Genomic DNA, 18,092 nt, shown 5'->3' with positions numbered 1-18,092 from the left:
CCGAAGTGGTGCAGGGAAGTGAAAGAGTGTCGCTGAAGCTGCTGAAGCAAGGCAATTAATAACAGGATGTCCTCTATAACTACTACAGGACCGGCCGGAAGGCCGGTCCTTTTTTTTGTGCCCTGCCGTTGTTTTTTTTGGAAAAAATTTTGCTTTCGTTCGGTTTTTCCTGTTACTTTGTAATTCAAAGTACTTTTTATGGATGAGCGCAATCACCATCTGGAAGCCATAGACGATATCAAGAAGCTGATGCACCAGAGCAGCCGGTTCATCAGCCTGAGCGGGTGGAGCGGGGTGGCCGCCGGCCTTTGCGCCCTGGTGGGAGCCGCCTATACGGGCGGCCGCATCGAATGCTGGAAGCGGGGGGATTGCGCCTTTGGAACCATCCCGCCAGGATCGGAATCGGAAACCCTGCAATACACCCTGGTGCTCATTGCCCTGCTTACTTTTTTCCTGGCGTTTACCTCCGCCTTCTTTTTTACCTATGCCCGCAGCCGTAAGATCGGCCTGCCGCTCTGGGGCCATACTTCCCGGCGCGTGCTCGTGGCCGTGGCGGTGCCCATGATCGCCGGCGGCCTGCTGATCTGGCGCATGATGGACTTCGGCTTTTTCGGGCTGGTGGCGCCCGCCTGCCTGCTGTTCTACGGCCTGGCCCTGGTCAACGCCAGCAAGTTCACCCTGCCGGAGATTCGCTACCTGGGGTACTGCCAGCTGGTGCTGGGCATCATCAACCTGTGGGTCATCGGCTACGGGCTCTACTTCTGGGCCATGGGCTTTGGCGTGCTGCATATCGTGTACGGCATGGTGATGTGGAATAAGTACGAACGAAACCAAGAAGGAGGGGCCTGATATGAACAATCCCATTTCCGGCTTGAACAAGATTTTTGACAGCCGCATCCGGCTGGGCGTCATGAGCATCCTGATGGTGAATGAAGAAGTCGGCTACAACGACCTCAAACAAATGCTGGAGGTGACCGACGGCAACCTGGCCACCCACCTGGCCACCCTGGAGGATAACAAGTTCATCAAGGTGCACAAGGGCTTCATCGGCCGCAAAACCAGCACCACCTATTCCATTACCACGGCGGGGCAGAAGGCCTTTACCCAGCACATCGAGGCGCTGGAACAAATGATCCGGGGCGTGAAATGATTTTTTTTGCGCCAACACTTTGAAATTCAAAGTGCTTTTTAGATGAAGCATACGGCGCCAGGGTCGTCTCGCTTTTTCCTTTTCCCGGTATTGCATGAACGAAAAACGCCTATTTTTTTGCCCTTGAGCTTTGAAATTCAAAGTACTTTTTATTAAACCCTAAAACATTCATCATCAACAAACATTCATTATGGAAACCGGAACTATTTTAAAGACCGTATGGTTGAAAAGCAAACTGCTGGTAAAGGGACTGATCATCGGCGGGCTGGTATTGGTGCTGCTGATCCCTACTTTTTATGTGCAAAGCCTGATCGAGGAGCGGGAGCAGCGGCAGAAGGAAGCCGTGGCGGAAGTCAGCGGCAAGTGGGCGGCCGCCCAGATCATCACCGGCCCGGTGCTGGTGCTGCCCTACTGGCAGGACGCGCCCGATAGCGCCGCCAACGGCCGCACCAAACACTTCGCCTACTTCCTGCCCGATGAGCTGAAGGTAACCTCCACGCTGAGCCCCGTGGAAAAGCACCGCGGCATTTACAAGGTGATGCTGTACAATTCGGTCAATAAGCTGGCCGGCAGCTTCCGCAACCCCGACTTCCAGAAGCTGCGCCTGTCAGAAGGAGACATCCTCTGGAACGAGGCGTTCGTGAAAATGGACATTACCGATACCAAGGGCCTGAACGACGAGCTGATAGTCAACTGGAACAACCGGCCGTTGGCCCTGGCGCCCCAGATCAGCGCCGAAGGATCCGAAGGCCGCGGGCTGGCCGCTCCCCTGGGCCTTACCGGCGCCCGGGACCTGCAAAACGTTTCCTTTGAATCGGTTGTTAACCTCAGCGGCTCCCAGCAACTGCAGTTTACCCCCGTGGGCAAAAGCACCACCGTTTCCCTGGCCTCGGCCTGGCCCCATCCCAGCTTTACCGGCGACATCCTGCCGCAAACCTCCGACGTCAAAAGCAACGGCTTCTCCGCCTCCTGGAAAAGCCTGGCGCACAAGCGGCCCTTTCCCCAGCAGTGGAAGGATCATGCCTACGAACTGTCGCCGGCTGTCTCGTCGGCCGCTACCGCCCCGGCAGCCTCGGTGCGCAACGGGACCCTTTCTGCTGCCTCTTTTGGCGTGGACCTTTTCGTGCCGGTAAACGCGTATTCCAAAACCATGCGGTCGGTGAAGTATGCCGTACTCTGCATCCTGCTGACCTTTGCCGGCTTCTTTATCATCGAAACCACCCACGACAAATCCGTGCACCCCTTCCAGTACGGCCTGGTGGGCCTGGCCCTCGTCATGTTCTACACGCTTTTGTTATCCTTTTCGGAATATATCAGCTTCAACCTGTCGTACCTCATCGCCTCCATGGCTACCATCGGGCTGATCGCCTGGTTTGTGCGCAGCATCCTGTCCTCTGCGCACCTGGCCCTGCTGCTGTCGCTGGTGCTGGTGTTGATGTACACCTACGTCTTCACCATCCTGCAGCTCCAGGATTACGCCCTGCTGCTGGGAAGCGTCGGCCTGTTCCTGACCCTGGCGGTGATCATGCATTTCTCGCGCCGCATCCAGTGGTAAGCCGCGGTAAATTTATTGGTGCGGAAGGAGCGGCCAGGGCGGAAGAAAGAATAATTTACAGGCGTAAAAAGCAGCCGATGGACCGGAAACCGTTTTCCCTGAAAGAGCGTTTGTACAGTTTCAAATATGCCTGGGCGGGCATCCGGGCAGCCTTCCGCACCGATCACAACACCTGGGTTCATTTCGTCTTGACCGCAGCGGCCCTCTTCCTTGCCGTGGTGCTGCACATCAGCCGGGTGGAGTGGATGGTGCTGGTGCTGGTGGTGGCCCTGGTATGGATGGCCGAATTGTTCAACACCGCTTTGGAAAAAACCATGGATTTTATTTCCCGCGACTATCACCCCCAGATCAAGCTCGTAAAAGACCTGGCCGCTGCGGCGGTGCTCATTACCTCGATAGCCGCCGTCATCGTAGGAGGCCTGATTTTTATCCCGAAGCTGCTGTAGGAAAAAGTTTGAGGGTACCTCTTGCCTTAAAAAAAAGAGATGCCCCGAAAAGGCATCTCTTTCTATGTAGATGGGTGTAGTAGAAAAAACGTCTAAAAATCGAGGCCTAGGGCCAGGTAGGTCTTCGGCCGGCTGCCAAAGATGGTATTCATTTCCCATGCCACGTCGAAGCGGATGAAATATCCCAGCAGGGTGCTGCGGGCGCCAAAGCCGTAACCGCCGGCAAAGGGACCGATGCCGCCCGCCTTCAGGTTGACGGTGACCGTTCCATTCGTGTAAGGAACGCTGGGTCGGGATATTTTGTTGTACGTGCCGTTCCAGGCGGTACCCAGGTCAATGAACTGCACCAGTTGGAAGTTGCGCAGCAGGGCATTGTTGATGGGCCGGTTCATGAGAGTGCTGAATACCGGCATCCGCACTTCGCTGTTGATCACGACGTTGTTGTTGCCGTTGGCCACGTTTTGCTTAAAGCCCCTCAGGTTCACCGCCAGGGCCTGGTAGGCATAAACGGCGCGGGGATCGGGGCGGTTCGTCGGATCGAAATAGCGGTACGAGCCGTCGGACTTGGTGTTGCTGCCGAATTTCAGCCAGCCGTCCACGCCCCCGAGGTAGTAGATCACTTTCTGGTTGCCCCAGGAGAAGTCGGCCGCTCCGCGTACCGCCCAGATGACGTTGCGGTAGATGGGCAGGTAGTGGCGGGCGTCGATGCCGGCATTGAACAGGAACTTGCCATCCGTGCTCTTCACATCGCTGATCTGCGTAAACCAGTCGATATAGGTTTTCCAGCGCAGGCCGTTCCAGATGTTCTGGCTGGGGTTCAGCGTATTGTCGTGCACGTATTCCAGCGAGAACTGGCCGTAGGTCAGGGTGCGGTCGGGCTGTTTCAGGCCGTTTTGCAGCACGGCGTAGGCATTCTGGTTGACGTTGTCGTCGAAGAAAGAAACCGGCGTGAACACATCCTTGTCAAAGCGGGGGCCGACGGTCAGCCGCAGGCTGCGGATGCGGTCGATGGCCAGGTTCAGGCGGGCCAGGTAGTAGCTCGAATAGCGCTTCACCACGGGGAACACGCGGTTTTCGTCGGTGCTGCGGCCCATGCTGGTATCGATGCGGTCTTCGGTGCTGCTGCGGTAGTAGGTAAGGCCCCAGTCGAAGCGCTTGCGCAGGTTGGTGAATTCAAAGAGCACGTCGTTGTCGCGCAGGTTGGGGGCGATGCGGAAGCCGCCGGACACCTTGTAATCCTCGAACAGGTCGGCCGTGCCCACGCGGATCAGCCCGTTCAGGTCGTTGCCGTTGGCCGGGTCGATGGGACCGGCGCCGCCGCCATAGGGCTGGTATTTGTTCACCACGAAGACGGTGTTGTTCAGGCCGGCCACCACGTAGTCGTTAAAGAATTTCGGGGGGCGGTATTCGAACAGCTTGGCTCTTTTCAGCACGGGCCGGGGCAGGATATCTTCCGAAGGCGCCAGGTTGCCCGGCTGGGCGGGGCGGCTGGTGTCGCGGGGTTCGTTGCCGAATTCGGTCTGGAAAAAGTCTTCCTTGCGGGCCGTATCCACCTGCGGGGCGGCGGGCTCTTCGTACAGGTTGGCCTGGCTGCGGGCGACCTTGTCTTCCTGGATGATCTTCTTCATGTACTCGGTGGGCTTGGCGCTCACGTTGCGGCGGCGGAGGGTATTTTCATCCACCCGCAGGCGGTACAGGAATTTATACTCGCCCTGGCGGGTCACCTCGCTCACCAGCGAGTTGTCGCCGGCGGTGCGGGTTTCCAGCAGGCCGCTCTGGTAGTTGGTCAGCGGGAACACGTAGGCCGAGTCGGCGGTCACCGACACATAGCCGACGGAGTCGATGTCGGTCTTGTTCCATTCCACCAGCAGGCTGTCCACTTCCTTCAGGGGCGGGTTGCGCAGGATCTCGTCGCCGATGTACACCAGGGTGTCGAGGCCGGCGCGCTCGGTCTTGAAGAAGCCGGCGTAGCGGTTGTTGATGCCGTTTTCGTCGCCGACGAAGGTAAAGTGGTAGGTGTTGTACTGCGAGGGATAGCGGGCGTTGCCGAATTTCACGTTGGTCAGCTGCGACACCTGCTTGAAGTCCGACTTGTTCCAGTTATCTACCAGGAAGATGTTGTAGTGGGGGGAGGGGAGGGCCGTGTCGCTGTCCTTGGCGGTAGGGGAGGGGCGGTTGCTGGAGAACAGGATGCCCGTTTTGTTGGGGAACGACACAAAAGAAGCATCCAGGTCGTCGTACACGTCGTTGGTGACCTGCTCGGTCTGCATCCGTTCGATGTTGTATACGAAGATGTCGGTCTGCCCGCTTTTGACGGCGCTGAACAGCAGGGTGTTGGCGTTCAGCATGTATTTCATGTCCTGCACCTGGTCAAACTGGGTGAGTTCCTGTTTGGTCACTTTCACGCGGTTGAGCACGTCGTAGACGAACAGGTTCAGTTTTCCCTTGTCGTTGTACACCACGGCCAGGCGGGTGCCCTTGCCGTCCCAGGCCAGGATGGGGTAGTTGGGATTGACCTCGTTCTGGCGGGCGCGGGTGCCGAACTGCAGCAGCACCTTGCGGTTGGTAAAGTTTTCGTGCAGCACCACGCTGTATTTACCCTGCTTGAATTCCACCACGGCATAGGTAAAGCTGCGGGGGGTAGGGTTGGCGTTGAAGCGGATAAAGTCTTTTTTGCCGATCTCCTCGGTTACCGACAGCTGGCCCTTGGGCACGATGCGGCGGCCGCGGATGTCCTTGTAATAGAGCTGGGTTTCTTCTTCCATGAACTGGGCCAGCACTTCCTTGAATTTCATTTTGGCGATGCGCTGGGAGGCCTGGTTCAGGTTGCGGTAGATGCGGGCCAGGTACAGCATGTAGGTCGTTTTGTTTTTGCCGTACTTGTTGCCGAAGTAATACCAGAAGGCGTGGCCGGCGAGGTTGGGCTGCTTGTAGGCGAACTGGTAAAAGTTCTTGTATTCGCCGCTGAGCAGGGCCTGTTTCAGTTGGTCGTCCAGTTCGGTGCTCCAGTTTTCGGCGGCGTATTCGATGTAGCCCTCGGTGAGCCAGCGGGGCAGGTCCAGCAGGGCCTGGTTGGTCGCGAACTCGCCCAGGTCGTCGCCGAAGAGCATGTTCTGCACCAGCACCTGGGCGATGCCCTGGCGTACCTGGCGGCGGAGGTTGGCGTGGTTGGCGTCGAAGTACACCACCATTTTGTTGTTCACCAGCTTGGTGGTGCCGCCGGTGCTTTGCCAGTCGATGCCCAGGCCGATGTTGGACTGCTGCATCTCGTCGAAGTTGTTATAGACCACGATATTGGCCCGGCGTTGCAATCCGAATTCGACAAATTCTTCCAGGCTATGCAATTCGTTTTCCGCAATTTGCGTTACATATTTACCCAGTTCCAATCCGTCCTGGCTAAAATAGGTGTTGAAATTTTCCGATTGGTAGAACTTCCAGAAGAACTTCTGGTGCTGTACCCGGTTCTTGCCGAACTGGACGGCATTCACCTGAGCGTGAGCGGAAAAGCAGAAAGCAAGACAAGCCAGAGCGCCGATTGCCAGTCGTCCGAGATATTTATTCATAAAGCTTTGATAGTGTTTTGTGTAAGAAGGCTTCGAATTGGATTGTAAATTGCAATCTAAAATACGAAAAAGCCCACATGTTGAACGTTCAGTTATTTACCTTCAATCCGTTCCAAGAAAATACCTACATTCTCTACAACGAAGAAAGGAAGTGTTGTATTATAGACCCGGGCTGTTATTTTGCCTCGGAGGAAATGCAGCTCAAAGCCTTTGTGGAAGAACAGGGCCTGGAACCGGTGCTCCTGCTGAATACGCACTGTCACCTCGATCACATTGTCGGCAACCATTTTATTTCCAGGACCTACGGGTTACCGTTACACCTGCACCGCCAGGAGCAGCAACTGCTGGAGATGGGGCCGGTGCAAAGCCAGATGTGGCAGCTGCCTTTTCAGAACTACGACGGCGAGTTAAAATTCATTGAAGAAGGCGATCTATTGAAACTGGGTGCCGACAGCCTGCAGGTGCTGCTGGCGCCGGGGCATTCGCCCGGCCACGTGTGCTTCTACCACCAGGAAGGCCGGTTCCTGATCGGCGGCGACGTGCTCTTCAACGGCAGCGTCGGCCGCACCGACCTGCCCATGGGCGATTTCGCCACCCTGGAACAAAGCATCCGCACCCAACTCTACACCCTGCCGCCCGAAGTGACGGTTTACCCGGGACATGGCCCTTCTACCACTATAGGAGAGGAAATGCGAACCAACCCCTTTGTGAAAGGAATGGGTTAATTGGTTAATTGGGATATTAGGTATTCGGTAGAACATGCCTGGTTCCACTGCAATTTTACCTGTTCGACCTAATATCCCAATTAACCAATTAACCAATTCCTTTCGTCACGCGGTTTTCGGCGCAAAATATTTTCCTACCACCGGCAGGCGTTCGAATTCCTTTCGTTCCACGTTGACGATGAACAGGCCGAAGAGAGAGAGCAGCAGCAGCCCGAAAGCGCCGTCGGCCCACACGCCCAGCCCGATGCGGGAAAACAGGGTATAGCCCCCGTAAAGACCCACGCACAGCAGGATGTAGATCACCAGCTTTTTCCAGGGATACGGCACGGGGTAGTGCTTCTGGCCCCAGACATACGAGATCACCATCATGGTGCCGTAGCAGGCGAAGGTGGCCCAGGCGCAGGCCATGTAGCCGTAAACGGGAATGAAAAAGTAGTTGATCAGCAGTGTAATGACGGCCCCGACAACGGTGATCCAGGCGCCCGCCATCGTTTTGTTGGACAGCTTGTACCAGATGGACAGGTTGTAATAAATGCCCAGGAACATATTGGCCAGCAGCAGCACGGGCACCACCTTCAGGCCCTCCCAGAGCGCATGGTTCGAGATAAAGTATTTCCATCCGTCCAGGAACAGCGCCACCACCAGAAACATAAAGCAGATCGTGATCACGAAGAACTTCATCACCCGGGCATACGTACGTTGCGGTTGCTGCCCCTTTGCCTGCTTGAAGAAAAAGGGTTCGGCCCCCATGCGGAAGGCCTGTATGAACAGCGAGATGAGGATGGACAGCTTGTAGCAGGCGCTATACACGCCCACCTGGAAGTCGGCGGCCTCGGGAGTGGTGGCCGGCGTCCACCAGCGCAGCATGATGCGGTCGAAGGTTTCGTTGATCATGCCGGCAAAGCCCGCCAGGATCAGGGGAGAGGAATACAGGATAATGTCTTTCCAGAGTTTGGCGTTGAACTGCCAGCGGAACGAAAAGAATTCTTTGGACAGCAGCAAGAAGGTGATGCCTGCCTGCACCAGGTTGGCCAGGATGACGTAACCTACCTTGTTGTCGGGATTGTAAAAAACGCTCCAGAAACTATGCGGGTTTTCCTTCGCCAGCTTCGGGAAAACCGACAGCAGGAAAATGACGCAGCCGATATTGATGGCGATACCCGAAAGACGTACGATGGCAAACTTCAGGGGGCGGCCTTCGAAGCGCAATTTGGCAAAGGCCAGGGTAGAGAGTGCGTCGAGGGCAATGATATATGCGCTCCATTTAATGTATTCGGGATGTTCGCCGAGGCCCAGCAGGCTGGCCACGGGACCGCTGGCCAACACCAGCAGCCCGGTCAGCAGGATGGTGCTGCAGATCAGCGAGATGGTGGCCGTGTTGTACACCTGCTCCTGCTGCTCCTTGTTGGTGGAGTAGCGGAAATAGGCCGTTTCCAGTCCGTAGGTGAAAATGATATTTAAAAAGGGGATGGCGGCGTACACCAGGCTCATTTTTCCGTAGGCGGCGCCCGTGAGAACGGCCGTCAGGTAAGGGGTGAGCAAATAATTCAGGAAGCGGGCGGCAATGGAACTGGCGCCATACCACAGTGTTTGTCCGGCTAATTTTTTGATCTCGCTCAATGCTGCTTAGTTAAAGGGGGCAAAATTAGCGAGTTTACGAGTTTACGGGTTTACAAGTTTACGGGTTCCTGACGGGCGCAAGCAACTCGTAAACTCGTAAACTGTTTAAAGGTCGTGCGGCCGGAACTTTTTCCGTCCCGTCTTTGTTTCGGAGGAGCGTTTTTTGTGCTCCAGGCGGCGTTCTTTGGAGCCTTTGGAGGGTTTGGTGGCGATGCGCAGCTTTTTCTTTTTGAGGGCGCCGGTAATGAGTTCGTTGATTTTTTTGACCGCTTCCTCCTTGTTGGCCAGCTGGGTGCGGTGGGTCTGGGCTTTCACCACCAGCTGCCCGGAGGCGTTGATGCGGTTGGAAAGCTTTTCCGCCAGCAGCTCCTTCTGTTCGGCGCTGAGCAGGGCAGAGGCCGCCAGGTCGAAAAAGGCGATCACGGCGGTTTCCACCTTGTTCACGTTCTGCCCGCCTTTGCCGCCGCTGCGGGTGGTCTGCAGCTTTATTTCCGAAGAAAAATCCATCATAGGTGCGAAGTTAAGCCCGTTTGTAGTTTGTGGTTGGTAAACTGCAAACGGGCTTAACTTCGCTGCCCGGAACCACAAACCGTATATTCATGAAGGCTGTCATTCAACGTGTATCCCGGGCCAGCGTGACCATTGACGGAAACGTCAACGGGGAAATCGGGCAGGGGCTGCTGGTGCTGCTGGGCATCGAGGATGCCGACAACGGGGAAGATATTACCTGGCTGAGCAACAAGATCGTGAACCTGCGCATTTTCAACGACGAGGCGGGCGTCATGAACCGGTCGGTGAAGGAAGCCGGCGGCGGCATCCTGCTGGTCAGCCAGTTTACCCTGCACGCCAGCACCAAAAAAGGCAACCGTCCCAGCTATATCAGGGCCAGCAAGCCCGAGGTGGCCGTTCCGCTCTACGAGAAAATGATCCGGCAACTGGAGCAGGACCATGGACAGCCGCCGGCCACCGGCATCTTCGGGGCCGACATGAAAGTGGAGCTCCTCAACGACGGCCCGGTAACTATTGTTATAGACACAAAGAATAAGGAATAAGTGAAAAAAGATATTGAAACCCGGGCCGACCTGGAATCGGTGCTCCGGGCATTTTATGAAAGCGTGTTTGGCGACGACCTGATCCGCCATTTCTTTATCGAGGTCATTCCCCTGGACCTGGAGCACCACATTCCCGTGATCGCCGACTTTTGGGAGTCGGTGGTGCTGGGCACCCACGGCTACCGCCGCAACGTGATGGACATCCACCAGCACATCAGCCGGCTGTCGCCGGTGCAAAAGGTGCACCTCGACCGCTGGGTGCAGCTGTTCACGGCCACGGTCAGTGATTTTTTCGAAGGGCCCAACGCCGAACGCATGAAGCAGCGGGCCGCCTCCATCGCCACCCTCATGGATATCCGGATCAACCATCCCAATCCCTTAAAACACGGCAAAACCGAATAATAAAAAATATGACGCTCCAGGAAGCACAGCAAAAAGTAGACGAGTGGATCCACACCACCGGCGTCCGATATTTCAGCGAACTGACCAATATGGCCATCCTGACCGAGGAGGTAGGAGAGGTGGCCCGCCTGATGAGCCGTATGTACGGCGACCAGTCTTTTAAGGAAAGTGACCAGAACAAAGCCCTGTCCGACGAGCTGGCCGACGTGCTGTGGGTAGTGCTGTGCATCGCCAACCAAACCGGAGTAAACCTGACCGAGGCCCTTCAGAAAAACTTTGAAAAGAAAACCATCCGCGACGCCGACCGCCACCAGCAGAACGAGAAACTAAAATAACCTTTCCATAATCCGGACCGAACGGGGCGACAACTGTACTCCTAACCCAGGAACTTAGGAACTCACGAACCGAACTTTGGAACGCTGGAACTTTGGAACGCTGGAACTTTTGAGTTACTTGGAACTGTTCTTGTATAAACGTCCCAAAAGATCGGATATGAAAAAGGTAACTTTTAAAGGTCTTTGGGAAGTGTTGAAGGCTTCGTTCTCCGGATTTTCAGATGATAAGGTCACCAAGTTAAGCGCCTCGCTGGCGTATTACACCATATTTTCCCTCGGTCCCCTGCTTATTGTCATTATTTTTTTGTGCAGCATCTTTTTCGGCCGCGAGGCCGTGGAGGGTACCATCTACTTCCAGATGGAAAGCTTCGTGGGCAAGGATGCCGCCCTGCAAATGCAGCAGATCATTAAAAATGCCGCTGTGGCCGGCAAGGGGATGGTGGCGGCCACCATTGGCTTTGTTACCCTGCTGATCGGTGCCACTACGGTGTTTGCCGAGATCCAGGATTCCATCAACTCCATCTGGGGCCTGAAGCCCAAGCCCAAGACCGGCTGGATCAAGCTGCTCATGAACCGGCTACTGTCCTTTTCGGTTATCATCAGCCTGGGCTTCCTGCTGCTGGTGTCGCTGGCCCTTTCCGCTCTCATCGATGGGTTGATGCGGCGGCTGCAGATCATGTTCCCCGACGTGGCCGTGGTCTTCGTCTACATCGTCAACCTCCTGCTGACCTTCGGGGTGACCACCCTGTTGTTCGCCATCATCTTTAAGGTGCTGCCCGACGCCAAGATCAAATGGAAGGACGTGCTGGCCGGCGCTATCGCCACCAGCGTGCTGTTCATGATCGGGAAGCTGCTGATCTCCCTCTACATCAGCAAGGCCGAGGTAGGCAGCACCTACGGCACCGCCGGGTCGCTGGTGATCCTGCTGGTGTGGGTTTATTATTCTTCTATCATCCTGTACTTCGGGGCCGAGTTCACCAAGGCTTATGCACTGAAGTTCGGCTCGGAGATCTATCCCAACGACTACGCGGTGGTGACCCAGCAGGTGGAAGTGGAAAAAGGGAAAAAGAGCGTCCAGAAGGCGGAAAAGGAAGACCCCAACTCCCGTATCAAGCCGGCCTGACGGGGGCCGGCAGCTGTCTTAGCCCATCAGGAGCGTCAGAAAAATCTGGAAAAAATTTCGGTGCACAATTTATCTTCGCCGCACTATGGCAACAGACAGCAATAAGTTTCAGGCAATCATCTCGCATTGCAAAGAATACGGATATATCTTCCCCTCCAGCGAGATCTATGACGGTCTGGCGGCGGTTTACGATTACGGCCAGTGGGGCAGCGAACTGAAAAAGAACATTAAGGACTACTGGTGGAAAAGCATGACCCAGATGCAGGAAAACATCGTGGGTATCGACGCTGCCATTTTCATGCACCCCACCACCTGGAAGGCCAGCGGCCACGTGGACAACTTCAGCGACCCCATGATCGACAACAAGGACAGCAAAAAACGCTACCGGGTCGACCACCTGCTGGAGGCAAAGATCGAGGAACTGGAAAATGCCGGCCAGCCCGAGCAGGCCGAACTGTTGCAGAATCAAATGGATGCCCTGCTGGCGAACAGCGACTTCGACGGGCTGAAAACCCTGATCGAGTCGAATAAAATTGTTTGCGGTGTCAGCAAAACCGGTAACTGGACCGACGTGCGCCAGTTTAACCTGATGTTCTCCACCCAGATGGGCAGCGTGAGCGAAGACGCCAACGAGATCTACCTGCGCCCCGAAACCGCCCAGGGTATTTTCGTCAACTTCCTGAACGTGCAGAAGACCGGCCGCATGAAGATCCCCTTCGGCATCGCCCAGATCGGTAAGGCCTTCCGCAACGAGATCGTGGCCCGCCAGTTCATCTTCCGCATGCGCGAGTTCGAGCAGATGGAAATGCAGTTCTTTATCCGCCCTGGCACCCAGAAAGAGTGGTACGAGTTCTGGAAGGAAGAGCGCATTAAGTGGCATACCAGCCTCGGCATCCCCGCCGACCGCTACCGCTTCCACGACCACGTGAAGCTGGCCCACTACGCCGACGCCGCCTGCGATATCGAATACAACTTCCCCATCGGCTTCAAGGAGGTGGAAGGCATTCACTCCCGCACCGACTTCGACCTGCGCAACCACCAGGAGTACAGCCGTAAGAAAATGCAGTACTTCGACAGCGAGATCAACCAGAATTATATCCCCTACGTGATCGAAACCTCCATCGGCGTGGACCGTACCGTGATGATGGTGCTGAGCGAAGCCTACGAAGAGCAGGACCTGAGCACTGCCGAGAAAAAGGACAGTCGCGTGGTGCTGAAACTTCCGGCCCGCCTGGCTCCCGTGAAGCTGGCCATCCTGCCGCTGGTGAAGAAAGACGGCCTGCCCGATATCGCCCGCAGCATCATGAACGACTGCAAAGGTTCTTTCCGCTGCTTCTACGAAGAAAAAGACACCATCGGCAAACGCTACCGCCGCATGGATGCCATCGGTACGCCTTTCTGCATTACCATCGACCACCAGACCAAGGAAGACAACACGGTAACCATCCGCTACCGCGATACCATGCAGCAGGAACGCATCCCCGTGGAAAAGATCCGCGAGATCGTGCTGCAGGCAGTCCTGTAACTAAGGTTGGATCTACCCGCTTTTATAAACCTGGCAGGTTTTCAAAACCTGCCAGGTTTTTCCTCAATACCCCGAACTTCTTAAACACCTCTACACCATGAGAAAATATCTTGTTGCCGCATTGCTGTTCCTGAGCTGCCTGCCGGCTTTTGCCCAGGAAGTACCTGCTGCTGTGCCCGTTGCCACTGCTACGGCTGCACCGGTAGCCCGGACGGCTTTTTATGCCGAAGTGGGCGGCCCCGGCGTTTTGTTCTCGGCCAACATCGACCACCGCCTGAAAAATTCGCACGTAGGCTGGGGCGGACGCGCCGGCGTGGGCTTTATCACCGCCACCGAATACCACACCAATGAGTACCGTTCGGCTTCGGTGGTGACCATACCGCTGCAGGTGAACTATGTTTTCGGCAAGGCGGAGTCGCCGCACACTTTTGAGGCAGGCGCCGGCCTCACCTATATCGGCAAAAAGCTGGAGTTCCTCGATTTTTACGACGACCGGAGCACGCAGGTGCTGGGAACGTTTTGTTTCATGTACCGCCGCCAGCCCGTAAACGGCGGCTTTTCCTGGCGCGTGGGCTTTACGCCCCTGGTAGGCAAAGGCTACATCCAGCCCCTGGCCGCCGCCAGCGTCGGCTATTGCCTGTAAGCAAAACAAAAACAAGTTGGTGGCAAAGGCCCGGTAAGCAGTTACCGGGCCTTTGCCGTTTTTGCCTGTTTCCGTTTGTGGCGCTAATAACGATCTATGATTCATGGCATTTCCTACGTACATACAACTCGACCAGATGGATTGTGGCCCCACCTGTTTGCGGATGATCGCCCAACATTACGGGAAAAGCTTTTCACTGGAGACGCTGCGGGGGCTGAGCTCCGTTACCCGCGAGGGCGTATCGCTGCTGGGCATCAGCGAGGCCGCTGAAAAGATCGGCTTCAAAACCCTGTCGGCGGCCGTCAGCTTCGAACAACTGGATGAAGAGGTGCCGCTGCCCTGCATCCTGCACTGGAAAGGCAACCATTTCGTGGTGGTGCCCCCGCAAAAATATTCCGCCCGCAACCCCAATGCCCGGCTGCTGGTGGCCGACCCGGCCCATGGCCTGGTGAAGGTGGACCGGCAGACCTTCCTGCGCCACTGGGTCAGCCGCGACGGGCAGCAGGGGGTGGTGCTGCTGCTCGAGCCCACACCCCGCTTTTTCGAGCAGGAAGGCCAGCGGCCTTTCTCCGGCGGCTTCGGCTTTTTGTGGCGCTACCTGGCGCCGTATAAAAAATCAGTAGGGCAGTTGCTGCTGGGTGTATTGCTCAGCAGCCTGCTGGCATTGGTATTTCCCTTTCTCACCCAAAGCCTGGTCGACCAGGGCGTGAACCACCAGGACATGGACTTTATCCGCCTGGTGCTGATGGCGCAGCTGGCCCTCTTCCTCGGCAGCACGGCGGTAGAGCTGATCCGCGGCTGGATCCTGTTGCACATGAACGGCCGCATCCACGTCTCCATCCTTTCCGACTTCCTGCTGAAGCTGATGAAGCTGCCCATCCGCTTTTTCGACAGCAAAATGATCGGCGACCTGAACCAGCGCATCAACGACCACAGCCGCATCGAGCAGTTCCTGACCACCAGCACCCTCAATACCCTGTTTTCCTTTGTCAGCCTGGGCGTGTTTGCCGTGGTGCTGGGGATGTACAGCCCGTCCATCCTGTTGCTCTTCCTGGCAGGCAGCGCCCTGTCGGCGGGCTGGATCCTGCTTTTTTTGAAAAAGCGCAGGGAGCTGGATTACCAGCGGTTCCAGCAGCTGAGCGACAACCAGAACAGCCTCTACGAGCTGATCACCGGCATGCAGGAAATAAAGCTGAACAACTGCGAAACCTCCAAACGCTGGGGGTGGGAACGGATCCAGGCAAAGCTGTTCCGGCTCAACACCGGCAGCCTGGCCCTGGAACAGTACCAGCATGCCGGCAACCTGTTCTTCATACAACTAAAAAACATTCTTATTACCTATATGGCGGCCCGTGAAGTGGTGGCGGGACAGATGACGCTGGGCATGCTGCTGAGCATTAGCTACATCATCGGCCAGATGAACGGGCCGGTAGAACAGTTGCTGGGCTTTTGCAAGTCGGCCCAGGACGCGAAAATCGGCCTGGAACGCATGGGCGAGATCCACAACCGCGAGGAGGAAGAGGAGCTGGCCCACCCCGACGAGCCCGAAGCCCTGCACGGCCTCAATCCCTGCTGCTTTCCCCGCAACGAAGACCTGGTGCTGGAGCAGGTTTCCTTTCGCTACGCCGGCACCGGCGGCAATGTGCTGGAAAATCTTAATCTGACAATACCCGCCGGAAAAGTAACCGCCATCGTAGGATCGAGCGGCAGCGGGAAGACCACCCTGCTGAAGCTGCTGCTGCGCTTTTACGAGCCTGCAGCCGGCCGCATCCGCAAGGGAGGTGCCGACCTGTCCAGGCTGTCGCCCCGCTGGTGGCGGGGCCAGTGCGGCGTGGTGATGCAGGAAGGCTTTATTTTTTCCGCCTCCATTGCCCGCAACATCGCGGTGGACGACGAGCGCATCCACGAAGGCCGGCTGCAGCAGGCCGTGGAGGTCAGCAACAGCGACGGCTTTATCAACGACCTGCCGTCGGGCTACACCACCAAGATCGGCAATACGGGCACAGGGCTCAGCACCGGCCAAAAGCAGCGGATCCTCATTGCCCGGGCGGTGTATAAGGACCCGGCCTACCTGTTCTTCGATGAAGCCACCAGCGCCCTAGACGCCCAGAACGAAAAGGTGATCATGGAAAACCTCCGGCGCTTTTTCCGCGGCCGCACCGTGGTGGTGATCGCCCACCGGCTCAGCACCGTAAAAAATGCCGACCAGATCATCGTGCTGGAAAAGGGTAGGGTGGTGGAGACCGGCAACCACGAAAGCCTGACGCAGAAAAGAGGAAGGTATTTCGAGCTGGTCAAAAACCAATTGGAACTGGGAGGATAACCCCTTTTTACTGGATAATGAAGAACACAGGTTTGTTGCCAGGAACTTACGGGCCTGAAAAGTTTTTTACAACTATAAGACTGTCATGCCGAACGCAGTGAGGCATCCCCACGAGGCACGTAAAGCCTTTTTCAGATACAGGAAAGCCCGCTTTCGAATAGAAGCAGCTTTTTTCGCCCGAGGAGATGCCTCACTGCGTTCGGCATGACAGTCTTAAAGGTTGTCACCAGATTTATGATTGGTGCACAAACTAAAACTTCTTAATGTATCTTATTATGTCCCAACCAAATAACCATGCAGCCTTGCCCAGCGAAGCTCCGCTAAACGGCTACCCGGCAAACCCGCCGGTTTATGAACTGCACAGCAGCGAGGTGCAGGACATTATGGGCCGGATGCCGCACTGGCTGGTGCGGCGGGGCACGGCGCTGCTGTTCGGGGCCATGCTCCTGCTGCTGGCCGGGGCCTGGGCGATCCATTATCCCGATGTGCTCGTTACGCCTGTCAGCATCACGTCCGCCAACCCGCCGCTGAAAGTGGTGGCGGCATCGGGAGGGCGCCTCCAGGAAATTTTTGTACGCAACAACCAGCGGGTAGGAAAGGGCCAGGCCCTTTGCCTGTTGCAGAACGGCGCCCGCTACAACGATGTGGTGCTGGTGAAAGACCTGCTGTACCGGCTCGACACGGCCCTGGAGCTGGCGGCTTCCCTGGATGCGGTTGCCCTTCCAAAGCAGGTGCAGCTGGGCGAGCTGCAGGCGGGCTATGTGGACCTGTACCAGTCGCGGCACCAATACCGGTTCTTCCGGCGGAAAGATTTCCTGGCCCGCAAGGTGGGGCAACTACAGGCGCAACTGCATTACCAGGCGCAGCTGCGGCAAGAATTGCAGCAGAAAGAAGCGCTGCAGCGACAACAGTTAGCGCTGGAAAAGCAAAAGTACCGGGCCGATTCCACCCTGGTCCGGGACCGCATCATCGCCCCTCTGGAGTTTGACAACAGCAAAAAAGAGCTGATCAGCCGGCAGCTGACTGCCGATGAAACGAGGTCCGGGCTCCTGCACAACCAGGTGCAGCAGGTGGAGTATTTAAAGAACATCACCGAACTGCAGCAGCAACAGCTGCAGCAGGAAAACGACCTGCAACAGAAAGTGCGGGAAGCCGTCAAGCGCCTGCAGGGCCAGCTGGAGCTGTGGGAGCAGAAATACCTGCTGCGCAGCCCCGTGGAAGGGGTGGTGAGCTTTTTCCGGTTCTGGAAGGAAAACCAGTACGTAACGGCCGGCGAGGCGGTGCTGGTGGTGACCCCGCCCGTGCAGGGGTTCGTGGCCCGCTCGCCGCTGCCGCTGGGCGGGGCCGGCAAGGTGCAGGCCGGGCAGCCCGTGCTCATCAAGCTGGCGGCTTACCCCTTCCCGGAGTTCGGCCTGGTGCGGGGAAGGGTAAAAACCCTTTCCGCCGTGGCCCTGGATACCGCCTATGCACTAGAGGTGGAGCTGGTCAACGGGCTGATGACCACGACAGGCAGGCAATTGCCCCACCGGCCCGAACTGCAGGGGCGGGCCGAAATACTCACCACCGATAAACGGATCCTGGAACGCCTGTTTGAAAAATTATGGGCCGGCAAACGGTAATGTTTAGAACC

16 protein-coding genes and 1 pseudogene are annotated in these 18,092 nt (G+C 56.7%); 13 read left to right on the top strand and 4 right to left on the bottom strand.

Annotated elements, in window-relative coordinates; translation table 11 throughout:
* On the bottom strand, window positions 1–188 hold a 188-nt coding region (locus tag V9K67_RS15180), incomplete at its 3' end, for a hypothetical protein (protein WP_336723839.1).
* Between the two features lie 10 nt (window positions 189–198).
* Here V9K67_RS15180 and V9K67_RS15175 point away from each other — a divergent pair.
* From V9K67_RS15175 to V9K67_RS15160, 4 genes are all read left to right on the top strand, one after another.
* Window positions 199–849, top strand: a complete 651-nt coding sequence (locus V9K67_RS15175; RefSeq protein ID WP_336723837.1) for a hypothetical protein — start codon at window positions 199–201, stop codon at window positions 847–849.
* Window positions 850–871: 22 nt separating this feature from the next.
* Window positions 872–1,150 (top strand): winged helix-turn-helix domain-containing protein, encoded by a 279-nt coding sequence (locus V9K67_RS15170; protein WP_336723836.1) that lies wholly within the window; start codon window positions 872–874, stop codon window positions 1,148–1,150.
* 190 nt (window positions 1,151–1,340) lie between these two features.
* Window positions 1,341–2,705: a cell envelope integrity protein CreD gene (gene creD / locus V9K67_RS15165; RefSeq protein ID WP_336723835.1), complete on the top strand. Its 1,365-nt coding sequence runs from the start codon at window positions 1,341–1,343 to the stop codon at window positions 2,703–2,705.
* Between the two features lie 77 nt (window positions 2,706–2,782).
* Complete coding sequence (locus tag V9K67_RS15160) at window positions 2,783–3,151, top strand: diacylglycerol kinase (protein ID WP_336723834.1); 369 nt, start codon at window positions 2,783–2,785, stop codon at window positions 3,149–3,151.
* Window positions 3,152–3,243: 92 nt separating this feature from the next.
* Here V9K67_RS15160 and V9K67_RS15155 read toward each other — a convergent pair whose 3' ends face one another.
* Window positions 3,244–6,714, bottom strand: a complete 3,471-nt coding sequence (locus tag V9K67_RS15155; protein WP_336723832.1) for a hypothetical protein — start codon at window positions 6,712–6,714, stop codon at window positions 3,244–3,246.
* A 77-nt stretch (window positions 6,715–6,791) separates the two neighbouring features.
* Between V9K67_RS15155 and V9K67_RS15150 the strand changes: the two genes are divergently transcribed.
* Window positions 6,792–7,439, top strand: coding sequence for an MBL fold metallo-hydrolase (locus V9K67_RS15150; RefSeq protein WP_336723830.1), 648 nt, complete (start codon window positions 6,792–6,794; stop codon window positions 7,437–7,439).
* A gap of 105 nt (window positions 7,440–7,544) precedes the next feature.
* Here V9K67_RS15150 and V9K67_RS15145 read toward each other — a convergent pair whose 3' ends face one another.
* Window positions 7,545–9,059: a lipopolysaccharide biosynthesis protein gene (locus V9K67_RS15145; RefSeq protein WP_336723828.1), complete on the bottom strand. Its 1,515-nt coding sequence runs from the start codon at window positions 9,057–9,059 to the stop codon at window positions 7,545–7,547.
* A 105-nt stretch (window positions 9,060–9,164) separates the two neighbouring features.
* Window positions 9,165–9,554 (bottom strand): annotated as a pseudogene (gene arfB, locus V9K67_RS15140) (alternative ribosome rescue aminoacyl-tRNA hydrolase ArfB); the annotation flags it as partial.
* A gap of 104 nt (window positions 9,555–9,658) precedes the next feature.
* Here arfB and dtd point away from each other — a divergent pair.
* The 8 genes from dtd (at window position 9,659) to V9K67_RS15100 (ending at window position 18,081) form a co-directional block, all read left to right on the top strand.
* Complete coding sequence (gene dtd, locus V9K67_RS15135) at window positions 9,659–10,111, top strand: D-aminoacyl-tRNA deacylase (RefSeq protein WP_336723827.1); 453 nt, start codon at window positions 9,659–9,661, stop codon at window positions 10,109–10,111.
* Entirely contained in the window at window positions 10,112–10,513 is a 402-nt protein-coding gene (locus tag V9K67_RS15130; RefSeq protein ID WP_336723824.1) for a group III truncated hemoglobin, read from the top strand.
* 8 nt (window positions 10,514–10,521) lie between these two features.
* Window positions 10,522–10,848, top strand: coding sequence for a nucleotide pyrophosphohydrolase (locus tag V9K67_RS15125; protein WP_336723823.1), 327 nt, complete (start codon window positions 10,522–10,524; stop codon window positions 10,846–10,848).
* Between the two features lie 157 nt (window positions 10,849–11,005).
* Entirely contained in the window at window positions 11,006–11,971 is a 966-nt protein-coding gene (locus tag V9K67_RS15120; RefSeq protein ID WP_336723822.1) for a YihY/virulence factor BrkB family protein, read from the top strand.
* An 85-nt stretch (window positions 11,972–12,056) separates the two neighbouring features.
* A complete protein-coding gene (locus V9K67_RS15115; protein WP_336723821.1) occupies window positions 12,057–13,496 on the top strand; it encodes a glycine--tRNA ligase in 1,440 nt (479 codons plus the stop codon).
* A gap of 97 nt (window positions 13,497–13,593) precedes the next feature.
* On the top strand, window positions 13,594–14,139 hold the full coding sequence (locus V9K67_RS15110; protein WP_336723819.1) for a hypothetical protein: 546 nt from the start codon (window positions 13,594–13,596) through the stop codon (window positions 14,137–14,139).
* Window positions 14,140–14,242: 103 nt separating this feature from the next.
* Window positions 14,243–16,462 (top strand): peptidase domain-containing ABC transporter, encoded by a 2,220-nt coding sequence (locus V9K67_RS15105; RefSeq protein WP_336723818.1) that lies wholly within the window; start codon window positions 14,243–14,245, stop codon window positions 16,460–16,462.
* A 275-nt stretch (window positions 16,463–16,737) separates the two neighbouring features.
* On the top strand, window positions 16,738–18,081 hold the full coding sequence (locus V9K67_RS15100) for an HlyD family efflux transporter periplasmic adaptor subunit (protein WP_336723816.1): 1,344 nt from the start codon (window positions 16,738–16,740) through the stop codon (window positions 18,079–18,081).
* Window positions 18,082–18,092: the final 11 nt, after the last annotated feature.

The organism is Huijunlia imazamoxiresistens (genome assembly GCF_037132455.1).
GTDB classification, from domain to species: domain Bacteria; phylum Bacteroidota; class Bacteroidia; order Chitinophagales; family Chitinophagaceae; genus Flavisolibacter; species Flavisolibacter imazamoxiresistens.
Note: the sequence above shows the minus strand (reverse complement) of the source record. Positions and strands in the feature narration are given on the sequence as shown.